A 13,794-nucleotide genomic window follows, 5' to 3' on the forward strand; every position below is an offset into this window, starting at 1 on the left:
ATGAGGCAGGTTTTTTAACAAAATGGGTGGTGGATATATAGTTTTTTAAGGAAATAATCACAAATTAAAACAATCCCACGTCCCCGAGGGCTGAACGAGGGAATATTTTAGCCGTTGCTTTACACCACCGCCGTAGTCAGGCGGGAGGTACAGCACAGCTGGTCTTGCTGATCGTAGATATCAATTTGCCACACCTGATGACGACGCCCCGCGTGCACCGCGCGACAAACGCCCCGCACCACGCCTTCTCGCGCCGAGCGGATGTGGTTGGCGTTCACTTCCAGCCCAACCACCTTCTGGTCGCCTTCGGTGCACAGGTAGCCTGCTACGGAACCCAGCGTTTCCGCCAGCACCACCGACGCGCCACCGTGCAGCAGGCCAAACGGCTGCCGGGTGCGCTCATCCACCGGCATGGTGGCCTCAATTTCGTTGTCGTCAAAACGCGTAAATTCAATGCCTACATGGCCGACCATATTGTTCGCGCCCATTTTATTGAGCGCGGCAAGCGTGGCTTCACGTCGCCAAATCATCCGATAATCTCCAGAAGAGCCTGTAATGGATGCCGTACGCCGTTGCCCTCAACGCGCTTGACCTGGCTGCGGCAGGAGTAGCCGGTTGCCAGACAGCGGTTGCGCGGCAGGCGCTGCATCGCCTGATGCCAGGAGAGTTCATAGATGCCCAATGAATTGGCGAGATTCTTCACCTCGTGACCGTAAGTGCCAGCCATGCCGCAGCAGCCAACACTCACGCTCTCGAGCTTCGCGCCAAAACGAGCAAAAATACCGGCCCACTGATTCGGTGTCGCCGGCAACGCCGTTACTTCGGTACAGTGGCCAAAGAGGTACCATGCTTCCCCTCCCGCGCCCTGCACTTCCCGTTCTTTCAGCGCAGTCTGGAGCCATTCGTGCACCAGCTGCACCTGAAAATCACCGCGCTCTTCGCCTAATGTCTGTTTATATTCATCGCGGTAGCACAGGACCAGCGCCGGATCGACGCCGACCATCGGCATACCCAGTTTCGCAATGCGGTTCAGGAACTCAGACGTTTTACTCGCCGTGCGCGCAAAACGCTGCAGGAACCCTTTAATATGCTGAGCCTTACCGTTCGGTGAGAACGGCAGCACCACAGGTTCAAAGCCTAGCTTATCTGCAAGCTTAATAAAATCAGCCACAACCTGAGCATCGTAATAGCTGGTGAACGGGTCCTGCACCACCAGCACGGTTTTGGCGCGCTGCTCATCTGAGTAATGCTCCAGCTCTTCCAGCGTGACGTTGGCTGAGCGGTGCCCGACCAACTGCTGCTGCAGCGTCGGCGTGGACAGCATAGGCAGGTCAACCATACCGATGTGCCTGCGGGACAAACTCTGGACCCACGGCTGGCTCATAAAGAAGTTGAAGGTTTTTGGCGCGCGCGCCATCAGCGGCGCGTAGCTCTCCACGGAGGCCACAACGTGATCGCGCAGCGGGCGCAGATAGCGCGTGTGGTAAAGCTGCAGGAAGCGAGAGCGGAACTCCGGCACGTCGATTTTAATCGGGCATTGGGTCGAGCAGGCTTTACAGGCCAGGCAGCCGGACATCGCCTCTTTCACTTCGTGGGAAAAATCGTACTCGCCCTTGCTGGCGTGCCACGAGTTGCGGGTACGCTCGATAAGGCCTCGCAGGCTGGCGCGCTGCTCCGGCAGCTGTTTCTCAAGCTGCAGCGGGTCAACGCCGCGTTCGGCCAGCAGCCGCAGCCATTCACGGGTCAGCGTGGCTCGCCCTTTCGGGGAGTGGATACGGTTGCTGGAGATTTTCATCGACGGGCACATCGGGCTTTTCACGTCGAAGTTAAAGCACAGGCCATTGCCGTTGCACTCCATCGCGCCGCGCCAGGAGGTGCGTACCGCAATCGGGATTTGTCGGTCAAACGTTCCGCGCTTAACGGCATCGACCTGCATCATCGGGTCGTCCACGCCGAGCGGCGGGCAAATCTTCCCGGGGTTCAGCCGGTTAGCCGGGTCAAACGCGGCTTTAATCCGGCGCAGTTCTTCATACAGCGTTTCACCGAAGAAGGCCGGGCTGTACTCGGCCCGGAACCCTTTGCCATGTTCGCCCCACAGCAGACCGCCGTATTTTGCCGTCAGCGCCACCACGTCGTCGGAGATGCTTTTCATCAGCATTTCCTGCTGCGGATCGCACATATCCAGCGCAGGGCGAACGTGCAATACGCCTGCATCAACGTGACCAAACATCCCGTAGCTCAGGTTGTGGCTGTCCAGCAGAGCGCGGAATTCAACAATGTAGTCCGCCAGATGCTGCGGCGGCACGCAGGTGTCTTCGGCAAACGGAATCGGTTTAGCCTGCCCTTTGGCGTTCCCCAGCAGGCCAACGGCTTTTTTCCGCATGCCGTAGATTTTTTCGATACCGGCCAGCTCGTCACAAACCTGCCAGCCAATCACCCCGCCCTCGCCTGCGGCTATTAGCGCATCGAGGCGAGCACATAGCTCAGTGACCTGGCCGTCGATCAGTGCCTGGTCGTCCCCGGCAAATTCAACGATGTTCAGCCCGAGCATCTCTTTGTTCGGCACGTCGGTGATCAATTCGCTGACCGAGTGCCAGACGATATCTTCCCGCGCCAGGTTCAGGACTTTGGAATCGACGGTTTCCACCGACAGCGCCCGAGCATCCACCATAAAGGGCGCGTTACGCAGGGCTGAATCGAAGGAGTCATACTTGACGTTCACCAGCCGGCGCACTTTCGGCAAGCGGGTGATATCCAGCTTCGCCTCGGTGATAAAGGCCAGCGTCCCCTCGGAGCCGGTAAGAATGCGGGTTAAATCGAACTTGCTTAGATCGTCATTAAAGACGTGGCGCAGGTCATAGCCGGTAAGAAAGCGGTTTAGTTTGGGGAATTTATCGATAATCAGCTCACGCTGCTCGCGGCAGCGTTCAAGCACGGTGCGGTAGATTTTACCGCTCGATGTCTCTTCGCGGCCCAGCTCTTCGGCAAGCCCGGTTGCCATCTGGTGCGTGTCCAGAATTTCACCGTCCATCAGTACGGCGCGCACGCCCAGCACATGATCGGAGGTTTTACCGTACACCAGCGATCCCTGCCCGGAGGCATCGGTATTAATCATTCCTCCCAGCGTGGCACGGTTACTGGTCGACAATTCCGGGGCAAAGAAGTAGCCATGCGGCTTCAGGAACTGGTTGAGCTGGTCTTTAATCACGCCGGCTTCGACCCGCACCCAACCTTGTTCCGGGTTGATTTCGATAATGCGATTCATGTAGCGGGACATGTCCACCACGATGCCGCCGTTCAGCGACTGCCCGTTGGTGCCGGTGCCGCCGCCGCGCGGGGTAAACACCAGGGATTTAAAGCGCTCTTCGGAGGCCACGCGGGTAATCAGCGTGACGTCGGCGGTTGAACGAGGGAAAAGCACCGCATCCGGCAGCAGTTGGTAAATACTGTTGTCGGTCGCCATGGTCAGGCGGTCTGCGTAGCTGGTGGCTGTATCGCCGGTAAAGCCCTGTTGCTCCAGTGATGCTAAATAGCTGAGCACCAGCTGAACGACGCCAGGTGCCTGAGAAATTTGTGGGATCATTGACGGGTCGACCCTGTGTTGCTTAGTAAGAGTTATCGTTTGCGTGTCTGTTTTGTTTTTATCATATTCCATCGCGATTTGCGGCTGTTATTTCAGATAACGCGATGCGAAATGCACCTGTCAAAAATCGAGGAAATACATCATCATTAAATTATCGCCATGCGAATTTAGCGCGGGTGCATTTTATTGAGGTGATTCTTCCTATGATCAAAGTCAGTCAGCCAAAGGATCTGCTGCAGATCCTGCTGTCCGTGCTGTTTATTTCGGTGATGATTCTTGCCTGTCTGTGGATCGTGCGCCCGTTTGTTTTGGGCTTCGCCTGGGCCGGAACCATCGTCATTGCGACCTGGCCGCTGCTCATCAAATTGCAAAAGCTGCTGTGGGGCAAACGCTCCCTTGCGGTGCTGGTGATGACGCTGCTCCTGCTGATGCTGTTTGTCATCCCGGTCGCGATGTTAGTGAACAGTCTGGTGGACAACAGCGGCCCGGTGATTAACTGGGCGACCAAAGGGCACATGGCGCTGCCCGCCTTCGAATGGCTGCACAGCGTCCCACTTATTGGCGATAAACTTTACAGCGGCTGGAACACGCTGGTGAGCAGCGGCGGCAGTGCGATTATGGAAAAGGTCCGACCCTATATCGGCACGACGACCAGTTGGTTCCTTGGTCAGGCCGTACACATAGGTACTCTGCTGGTGCATCTCGGCCTGATGCTGCTGTTCAGCGTGCTGCTGTATGCCAAAGGTGAGACGCTGGGGAACGGCATTCGTCATTTCGCCTTCCGCCTCGCGGACAAACGCGGTGATGCCGCCGTACTGCTGGCCGGCCAGGCGATTCGCGCCGTAGCGCTGGGCGTGGTTGTCACCGCGCTAGCACAGGGTGTACTGGGCGGTATTGGCCTGGCGGTGTCCGGCATTCCTTACGCCGCGCTGCTTACGGTGCTGATGGTGCTTAGCTGCCTGATTCAGCTTGGCCCGCTGGTGATTCTGGTGCCCGCGATTATCTGGCTGTACTGGAGCGGCGATACCACCTGGGGGACGGTGCTGCTGGTATGGAGTTGTGTCGTTGGCACCATGGATAACGTGATTCGCCCGGTGCTTATTCGCATGGGCGCGGACTTGCCGATGATTCTGATTCTTTCCGGCGTGATCGGCGGCTTGATTGCCTTCGGGATGATTGGCCTGTTTATCGGCCCGGTGCTGCTGGCGGTTTCTTATCGCCTGATTTCGGTCTGGATGCACGAGGCGCCTGCCCCACAGGACGATCCACAAGAGGTGGTCGAACTGCTTGAGGAGCAGCAGACGCTGAATGTGAAGAAATAAAGATGTGGAGGGTTTGAGGAGTTCCTGTTCGCTCAAACCCTCTATGCGACAACAGCTAAGTTTCCGTTCACATCCTCTACATCTCCACAGAAACTTTTTTAACGACAGAATAACTTGCGCCTAAAGCAGTGACTTAACGCAAATGGTTAATAAATCTAATCAATAACGCATTTTCCCTTCGCTATTCCGGCCATTGAAGCCCCCATTCCGGGCTATGCTGCCTCAAGTTATTTACCTTCTGTTAACGATTGAGACGAATCTGAGTGACGCCACTTAGTGAGATGCCTACTATTTAACTCACGGTTATGAATCAACACGTTGATTTATAAACATCGAAATCCCCTGAGTGAAACAACGAATTGCTGTGTGTAGTCTTTGCCCATCTTGATGATGGGCTTTTTTTTATTCTGATTTCGCAAAGTGATTGATAAGCGCCCCATGCAGAACCAATGGGGCAACGGTCAGGTGGCTCTGCCCTTCTACCAGCGTAAAATCAACCCGGGTCGGGGCGTTAGCTATCAGGGCATTAGCCATTTCGCGGTTCCCGTCTACCATCGCTCGCTGCCCACGATGTTTTAATAGCGTGGCGCGCTTCTCTTCCGACAGCCTGGCCTCCTGCGGCTGCAGCGACTGTTCATAACTTCCCACGGAGAGCGATAGCTGAGCATTTCCCTTATCAGGCCGCCAGTTTTGCGCCATTCGCAGCAGATAGCGGTCGTTCCACCATACCGATGGGCTTGAGGCGTAATAATGCCGGAAAGCGCCCGGTGAGGTCATAAACAGCCAGGTGGTGAACAGGCCGCCATAGGAGTGCCCAAAAAGCGCCTGCCGCTGCGGATTGATTTTCCACTGCTTTTCGACCCAGGGCCGGAGTTCAGCGTCGATAAACCGCCAGAATTTCTGCGCCTCGCCGGGGGCGCCAGGCGGATAAGTGCCCCCTGCCGGATTCGGCTCCAGCACCACTTTTTCTACCGCAGGTCGATAATCCCGCTCCCGGCGGCTGTTTTCCAGGTAGTCAATCGCCACCACCACGCCCGGCGTCAACGGGCAACGCTCACAGGTCAGGCGCTGCATCAGCGACACCGCGCCGGGGAAGACGGACTCACCGTCCAGAAGGTAAATCACCGGCCAGCCTTCTGACGGCGCTTCGCCTTCAGGCCAGGAAACCATAATTTTATACTCACCGTTTTCCGGCGAATGCAGACTGTGTACCAGCGTATTCGCCAGCGTGTAGGGCTTATCCTCGATGACCGCTGCCCCCGAGGGAGCAGCGAGTGCGATAAGCGCCATAAGCAGATAGCGCAAAAGTTCTCCTTACCAGCGATAGCTGACGGTGGCGGTTAAGGTACGGCCAATGCCGTAGAAACAGGCTGAATCCGACGCGCAGGACGCCACGTATTTTGTGTCCGACAGATTATTGACGTTGAACTGCAGGGCGGCCCCTTTTAAATCAGGGCTCACTTCTCCCAGCTCGTAACGCAGCATGGCGTCATAGAGATCCACGGCCGCCACTTTAAAGGTATTTTTCGCATCGCCATAGCTGGTCCCGATGTAGCGAACCCCGACACCTGCCGTCAGGTTTTTCAGCAGGCCTTCAGGAATAGTGTAACTGCCCCACGCCGAGGCCATATGTGTTGGAACACGCGCGGGCGTTTTTCCTTCGGTGCCCGCCACGGTGGTGCTCACGGTTTCCGCATCCGTCCAGGTGTAAGAGCCTATCAGGTTGAGGCTGTTAAACAGCGTGGAATGCACCTCCGCCTCCAGCCCTTTAGAACGGATTTCACCGGCGTTTTCAAACCAACCCAGCGCGCTGTTGTATGTCCCAACGTTTGTCTGGCGGAGATCGAACAGCGCCAGCGTCATGAAGGTCTCTTTCAGCGGCTGATACTTCAGGCCCACTTCGGTCTGCTTGCCCAGGCTTGGGTCGAACGGCGCAGCGCCTGGCGCACGGTTTGTCTGCAGATTGGGTTCAAACGAGGTGCTGTAGCTGATATACGGCGACAGGCCGAAATCAAAGGCGTAAAGCAGCCCCGTACGCCAGGTGAACTTGCTGTCATTCTGCTGCGTCGTTTTACTTTTCAACCTGTCCGTCGTGCGCACTTCGGCCCAATCATAACGCCCGGAAAGCAGCAGTTGCCAGTTGTTCCAGCTGAGCTGATCCTGCAGGTACACGCCCGTCTGGTCGAGATTCTGCTGGTCGTCGTTCACCGCACTGAAGGTGCTTTCGTCCACATTGAGGCCATATACCGGATTCGGCCAGTACAGATCGTATTTCGCCCCGGTGCCACGGCTGAGCTGCTGCCGGTCATGGTTAGACTTGTAATCCAGGCCGCCTAACAGCGTATGCCCCAGCGCGCCGGTATCAAACTGCGCCTCAAGCTGGTTATCCACGCCAAACTCATCGGTATCACGCGTTTCTCGCTGCGCACGGCGCGAAAGTAGCGTCTCGCTTTTTGAGGTGGAATACACGAGGTAACGGTACTTCTGTTTGATGCTGGCGTAACGGGCGTTCTGGCGGAAGGTGAAGATATCGTTGAAGCTGTGCTCGAACTCATAGCCCACCATCGTTTGCTCGCGCCACGACTGGTCGTAATTGGGATCGCTAACGTTAAAGTCCAGCGGGATATACCCCGCCGTGGTTTCCGTCACCAGGCCTGCGGCAGGCAGGAAGTTACGATAGCCCGCCTTCGGGTCTTTCTGGTAACTGGTCAGTAAAGTAAAACGAGTCTGCTCGTTGGGATACCAGGTCAGCGCCGGCGCAATCGCCAGGCGCTGCTCTTTGTAATCGGCCACCTGGCTGTGCTGCGTGCGTGCGATGCCGTTCAGGCGATAAAGCACCCGATTATCGTCGCTTAGCGAGCCGCCAAAATCAAAAGCCCCCTCGGCCAGATGCTGGTTGCCTGAGCGGAACTGCACTTCATGTATCGCTTCCCTTGTCGGCCGCTTGCTGGTCATGCTGATAAGCCCGCCGGGGTTCACCTGGCCGAACAACACGGATGCCGGGCCACGCACCAGCTCCACGCGCTCAAGCAGCCACGGGTCAAACGTCCCGGTCTGGGAAGACGCTGTTGCGCCATAGCTCAGTCCGTCAAGATATTTTGGGACATAGCTGAAGCCGCGCACAAACACCTCATCGTTGCGGTTCGAACTGCCCCGATACTCCGTCAGCACCCCGGCCGAATAGCGCAAAGCCTGCGACACGGAGGTAACATCCTGCGCGTTCATTTGGTCGCGGGTAATCACCGAAACCGACTGCGGCGTTTGGAGCAAATCAGCCGCGGTTTTCGTTGCAGACAGCGTTTTGGTAGCCACCATCCCCTTCAGCGGCGCAGAAGGATCCTCGCTAACGGAGCCGGTGACAACCAGAGTTTCCTCGCTGCCCTGCCGCTCCTGCGCCTGAACGCCGTTTCCCATCCCCAGGGCACTGAATCCCATCAGCCAAAGGCCGCAGGTTACCTTATTATTTTTAAAGTGCATGACCGTAACATCCCATGTGATTAGGTGAATTAAGTTCGCCTTTCTCTCCTGTTACGTTTTGTCGTAAAACGCAACGACTCGCAATGTTATTGCAAATCAATCTCATTTGCATTAGCGTGTACGCACTTTTTTATCAGGAATGATAAACACGATGAGAGCCGCGTGGAGCGCATTAATGTTGGGGCTTTGTTCAGCGTCGGCGGTGGCCGCGACCTGTACTTTTACCGGCAGCCAGGGTGAGCAGGATGGGAAGTTCGACGCCAGCGGCGAAATCTGCTTTGCCCTTCCGGCGCTGGGTGAAAATTACGCCAACGTCCGGTTGAGCGGCGTAACCGACGCCAGCCTGGTAGACAGCAAAGGCAGGCTCTGGCGTTCGCTGGTGGAAAATGGGCCGGTGGATGGCCAGCACAATCCGCTTTTTGCCCTGCCCGTCGGTCAGCCTTCTACGCTGGTGCTTCGCGGTGAGCCCGGCAGGCGCTGGCTGTTTCGCTGGCAGATCCGTGAAACCGTGCCGCTCAAGCGTAACGACGAACAATCCCCGGAAAGCCCGGCACTGCTGGCGCTTGAGCAGGCTCTGAGCCACGGCGCGAGTACGGAAGCCTTCTGGCAGGAAAGGCGCGAGCAGGGCACGCCGCTGGTCGAGCCCATCGATGCCAGCCGCAAACGCGTAACGTTCCTGTGGCGAGGCGCACAGGGCAACGTGTTCGTGCTCGGTTCACCGGCCGGTGACCATGACCCGATGTTCCGCCTCGGGCAGTCCGACGTCTGGTATCGCAGCTATGTGGTACCGGCTGATACGCTAATGCAGTACAAACTTGCCCCCGACGTTCCCCTTGTGGAAGGCACCGCGCGCGACCAGCGCCAGGCGATTCTGGTGTCGGCCCAGACTGACCCGCTTAACCCGCAATTCAGCCCCGCAGGCAAAGGCGACCGCTGGAATCGTTTCTCGCTTTTGGACCTGACCACCCACCGCTATTTTACCCCGCAGGCAACCGCCGAGCCGATTAGGCAGGGCTCCCTGGTTCGCTATCAGGTAGAAAGCAAAAAGCTGGCTAACCGGCGGGAAGTGGCCGTCTACCGGCCACGCGGGGGGCAGCCCGCCCGCTGGACGCTAATGCTGTTCGATGGCCGTATGTACCAGGACCGTTATCATCTCGCCAATGTGCTGGACGGCCTGATAGCCCGTCATGCCCTGCCCCCGGTTAACGCCGTGTTTATCGACAGCCTCGACGGCGAGCGACGGGAAAAAGAGCTGCCGCCCAATCCCGATTTCGCCGATTTTATGGCCGAAGAGCTGGTGCCGTGGCTGCGCCGTCAGGGCATCACAACCCCGGCACCAAAAACCATCGTGGCAGGCTCCAGCTACGGCGGCCTGGCTTCAGCCTGGGTGGCGCTTCGCCATCCCGAAGCGTTTGGCAACGTGCTGAGTTTGTCCGGCTCTTACTGGTGGGCACCCGAGGGCGAAGCGCCGGGCTGGCTTACCCGTCAGTATCAGGCATCCCCGCGCTTGCCGGTGCGATTTTGGCTGCAGGCGGGACGCTTTGAAAGCAAAGGCGCAGACGGCGGTATTTACCGTAATACGCAACAGCTTGAAGCCGTGCTGCGTGAAAAGGGCTACGAGGTGAGCTTTAACCCCTGGTCGAGCGGGCATGATTACGCCGCCTGGTGCGAGGCCATTATTACCGGCATGAAGGAATTGATTAAGCGGGGATAAGTGTCGGCCCGGTGGCCTGCCCCGCATAAGGCAGGCAGGCTCCGGGCCGGATTCCCTCTCTTTATTGCAGAGAAGGGTTGAACGTTACTTATTCAGTTCAGCAAGGCTGAGCCAGGTTTGCACCACGGTGTCCGGGTTCAGGGACAGGCTGTCAATCCCCTCTTCCATCAGCCAGGCGGCAAAGTCTTCGTGATCGGACGGCCCCTGCCCACAGATCCCGACGTATTTACCCTGTTTCTTCGCCGCTTTAATCGCCATCGACAGCAGCGCTTTCACCGCGTCGTTACGCTCGTCAAACAGTTCAGACACCACACCAGAGTCGCGATCCAGGCCCAGCGCAAGCTGCGTCATATCGTTCGAGCCAATGGAGAAGCCGTCAAAGTATTGCAGGAACTCGTCCGCCAGCAGGGCGTTGGACGGGATCTCGCACATCATGATGATCTTCAGCCCGTTCTCACCGCGCTTCAGGCCCTGACGTTCCAGCTCCTCAACCACCGCTTTTGCCTGGGCAACGGTACGCACAAACGGTACCATCACTTCGACGTTGGTCAGGCCCATTTCATTACGCACGCGCTTCATGGCCGCGCATTCCAGCGCGAAGCAGTCGCGGAAGCTGTCTGCCACGTAGCGACCTGCCCCACGGAAGCCCAGCATTGGGTTCTCTTCTTCCGGCTCATAACGCTCGCCGCCCACCAGGTTGGCGTATTCGTTAGATTTGAAGTCAGACAGACGCACAATCACGCGCTTCGGCCAGAACGCCGCACCTAAAGTCGCGATCCCTTCGGTCAGGCGACCCACGTAGAACTCAACCGGATCGTCATAACCTTTCATCATCGTGCGGATTTCCGCCTGCAGCGCGGGCTCCTGCTGGTCGAACTCCAGCAGCGCGCGCGGGTGCACGCCAATCATGCGGTTGATGATAAATTCCAGACGCGCCAGGCCAACGCCTTCGTTCGGCAGGCAGGCGAAGTCAAACGCACGATCCGGGTTGCCAACGTTCATCATGATCTTCAGCGGCAGATCCGGCATGGCATCAACCGTGGAGCTTTTCACGGTGAAGTCGAGGATCTCCGCGTAAACGTAGCCGGTGTCGCCTTCGGCGCAGGAAACGGTCACGTTCTGGCCGTCTTTCATGCGCTCGGTGGCATCGCCACAGCCCACAACGGCTGGAATACCAAGCTCACGTGCGATGATGGCCGCGTGGCAGGTACGCCCACCGCGGTTGGTGACAATCGCCGCCGCTTTTTTCATGATCGGTTCCCAGTCCGGGTCGGTCATGTCGGTGACCAGCACGTCGCCCGGCTGGATGCGGTTCATTTCGCTGATGTCGTGGATCACTTTTACCGGACCCGCGCCGATGCGGTGACCAATCGCGCGGCCTTCCGCCACGATCTGCCCCTGCGCGTGCAGCTGGTAGCGTTCCATCACCTGGCCCTGAGAACGCACGGTTTCCGGGCGAGCCTGAACGATGAACAGCTTGCCGGTATGGCCGTCTTTAGCCCACTCGATGTCCATCGGGCGGCCATAATGTTTTTCGATTTGTACCGCCTGCTTAGCCAGTTCCTGAATCTCTTCCTGGGTAATACAGAAGCGGTCGCGATCGGCTTCCGGCACGTCTTCAATCCGCACCTGCTTGCCGTGTTCCTGCGTTGGAGCGTAGACCATGCGAATTTTTTTCGAACCCATGGTGCGGCGAACGATGGCCGGATTACCCGCCTCAAGCGTTGGCTTGTGCACGTAGAATTCATCCGGGTTTACGGCGCCCTGCACAACCATTTCACCCAGGCCCCACGCGGCGGTAATAAACACCACCTGATCGAAACCGGATTCGGTATCAATGGAGAACATCACCCCGGAAGAAGCGAGGTCGGAGCGCACCATACGCTGAACGCCAGCGGAGAGCGCCACGCCGCGGTGGTCGTAGCCCTGATGCACGCGGTAGGAGATTGCACGGTCGTTAAACAGCGAGGCGAAAACGTGTTTCACCGCCACCAGCACGGCATCATAGCCCTGCACGTTGAGGAAAGTTTCTTGTTGCCCGGCAAAGGAAGCGTCCGGCATGTCTTCCGCAGTGGCCGAAGAACGCACCGCAAAAGAGGCCTCGGCATCATCGGAGGAGAGCGTTTGGTACGCTTCACGAATGGCATGCTCCAGCTCAGGCTGGAAAGGCGTGTCAATAATCCACTGGCGAATCTGCGCCCCGGCTTTTGCCAGTTCGCTCACATCGTCAATGTCGGTTTTATCCAGCAGCTCGTAGATACGCTGGTTCACGCCGCTCTGGTCGAGAAACAGGTTAAACGCCTCGGCGGTGGTCGCAAAACCGTTCGGGACGGAAACGCCCATACCCGAAAGATTGGTAATCATTTCACCCAGGGAGGCATTTTTGCCTCCGACCCTGTCTACATCATTCATGCCAAGTTGGTTATACCAAAGCACCAGCGGTGACGAGCCGTTATTGGACATCGAAACAATCCTTTTTTAAATGAATGGGTACAAGAAACACCAGACTTCGTATTTAGCTTTGCATATTCTTAGGGGGGAATGAAACCAGTGAATCGTTCAAGCAAAATAAAATATGACGTTTTCGGATAGATCCGCTCATTTCATAAACCATTGATTATCATATAATCCTCACAGTTTAGATGGGTATAGTATTGATTTGAATATATTTAAGATGGTTTATTAAATTTAAAAACGCTATTTCACTTTTTAAATTAAGATTAGCGCTACTCGGAATCCCTTGTTTTACTTTATGCTTTAGGGAAACCGGTTCCCCGCTCAGGAATAAAAATGGATAATTTAGTCGATCGTCAGGTATTTTGTATTTCCGATGGCACCGCGATTACCGCAGAGGTACTTGGTCACGCGGTCATGTCACAATTCCCGGTATCTATCAACAGTATTACGCTGCCGTTTGTTGAAAATGAAAGCCGCGCAAAAGCGGTAAAAGAGCAGATTGACGCTATTTACCAACAAACCGGGGTGCGTCCGCTGGTGTTTTATTCCATCGTGCTGCCCAATATCCGCGACATCATTATGCAGAGCGAAGGTTTCTGTCAGGACATCGTGCAAACGCTGGTTGCGCCGCTGCAGCAGGAGCTAAAACTCGACCCGACTCCCGTCGCCCACCGAACGCACGGCCTTAACCCCGGTAACCTGACGAAATACGACGCCCGTATTGCCGCCATTGATTACACGCTGGCGCACGACGACGGGATTTCGATGCGCAATCTCGATCAGGCGCAGGTCATTTTGCTGGGCGTATCCCGCTGTGGAAAAACGCCGACCAGCCTGTACCTCGCGATGCAGTTTGGCATTCGCGCCGCGAACTACCCTTTTATTGCCGATGACATGGACAACATTCAGCTCCCGGCCGTGCTTAAACCGCTGCAGCACAAGCTTTTTGGCCTGACCATTAACCCTGAACGCCTGGCCGCCATTCGTGAAGAACGGCGTGAAAACAGCCGCTATGCCTCTCTCCGCCAGTGCCGTCTGGAGGTCGCCGAAGTGGAAGCTCTGTTCCGTAAAAATCAGATCCGCTACCTCAACAGCACCAACTATTCTGTTGAAGAGATGGCGACCAAAATTCTCGACATTATGGGGCTGAATCGCCGCATGTACTAAGAAACTAGTACAAAAGATCGAGCGTGTATGCTAGGGTGTACAGACTGCGGTGGGGCAATCCTTTCGCCAAAGCC

Annotated in this window: 8 protein-coding genes and 1 other RNA gene; 4 read left to right on the forward strand and 5 right to left on the reverse strand. The window is 56.7% G+C overall.

Annotation, left to right across the window (positions count from 1 at the left end; genetic code table 11):
- Positions 1 to 119 precede the first annotated feature (119 nt).
- Complete coding sequence (gene menI, locus A936_RS08240) at positions 120 to 530, reverse strand: 1,4-dihydroxy-2-naphthoyl-CoA hydrolase (RefSeq protein ID WP_008456522.1); 411 nt, start codon at positions 528 to 530, stop codon at positions 120 to 122.
- Positions 527 to 3,583, reverse strand: coding sequence for a D-2-hydroxyglutarate dehydrogenase YdiJ (gene ydiJ, locus A936_RS08245; protein WP_008456524.1), 3,057 nt, complete (start codon positions 3,581 to 3,583; stop codon positions 527 to 529). Before ydiJ ends, menI begins: the two co-directional genes overlap by 4 nt.
- 203 nt (positions 3,584 to 3,786) lie before the next feature.
- Here ydiJ and ydiK point away from each other — a divergent pair, with 203 nt between their 5' ends.
- Complete coding sequence (gene ydiK, locus A936_RS08250; protein ID WP_008456528.1) at positions 3,787 to 4,905, forward strand: AI-2E family transporter YdiK; 1,119 nt, start codon at positions 3,787 to 3,789, stop codon at positions 4,903 to 4,905.
- A 299-nt stretch (positions 4,906 to 5,204) separates the two neighbouring features.
- Positions 5,205 to 5,311, forward strand: an RNA gene (gene rprA, locus A936_RS22695) — antisense sRNA RprA.
- Here rprA and A936_RS08255 read toward each other — a convergent pair.
- Together A936_RS08255 and A936_RS08260 are read right to left on the reverse strand one after the other, a co-directional pair.
- Complete coding sequence (locus A936_RS08255; protein ID WP_008456529.1) at positions 5,308 to 6,210, reverse strand: alpha/beta hydrolase; 903 nt, start codon at positions 6,208 to 6,210, stop codon at positions 5,308 to 5,310. The genes rprA and A936_RS08255 overlap by 4 nt on opposite strands.
- Positions 6,211 to 6,219: 9 nt before the next feature.
- Positions 6,220 to 8,382 carry a TonB-dependent siderophore receptor gene (locus tag A936_RS08260; protein WP_008456530.1) on the reverse strand — a complete coding sequence of 721 codons (2,163 nt, stop codon included), beginning with the start codon at positions 8,380 to 8,382 and terminating at the stop codon, positions 6,220 to 6,222.
- A gap of 151 nt (positions 8,383 to 8,533) precedes the next feature.
- Here A936_RS08260 and A936_RS08265 point away from each other — a divergent pair, with 151 nt between their 5' ends.
- Positions 8,534 to 10,096 (forward strand): alpha/beta hydrolase-fold protein, encoded by a 1,563-nt coding sequence (locus tag A936_RS08265; protein WP_034808308.1) that lies wholly within the window; start codon positions 8,534 to 8,536, stop codon positions 10,094 to 10,096.
- Between the two features lie 84 nt (positions 10,097 to 10,180).
- Here the strand turns inward: A936_RS08265 and ppsA are convergent, their stop codons facing one another.
- Positions 10,181 to 12,559, reverse strand: a complete 2,379-nt coding sequence (ppsA, locus tag A936_RS08270; RefSeq protein ID WP_008456532.1) for a phosphoenolpyruvate synthase — start codon at positions 12,557 to 12,559, stop codon at positions 10,181 to 10,183.
- A gap of 327 nt (positions 12,560 to 12,886) precedes the next feature.
- Between ppsA and ppsR the strand changes: the two genes are divergently transcribed.
- Positions 12,887 to 13,720, forward strand: coding sequence for a posphoenolpyruvate synthetase regulatory kinase/phosphorylase PpsR (gene ppsR, locus A936_RS08275; RefSeq protein ID WP_008456534.1), 834 nt, complete (start codon positions 12,887 to 12,889; stop codon positions 13,718 to 13,720).
- The last annotated feature ends 74 nt before the right edge of the window (positions 13,721 to 13,794 follow it).

Source organism: Enterobacter sp. Ag1 (assembly GCA_000277545.1).
Taxonomy (GTDB): domain Bacteria; phylum Pseudomonadota; class Gammaproteobacteria; order Enterobacterales; family Enterobacteriaceae; genus Cedecea.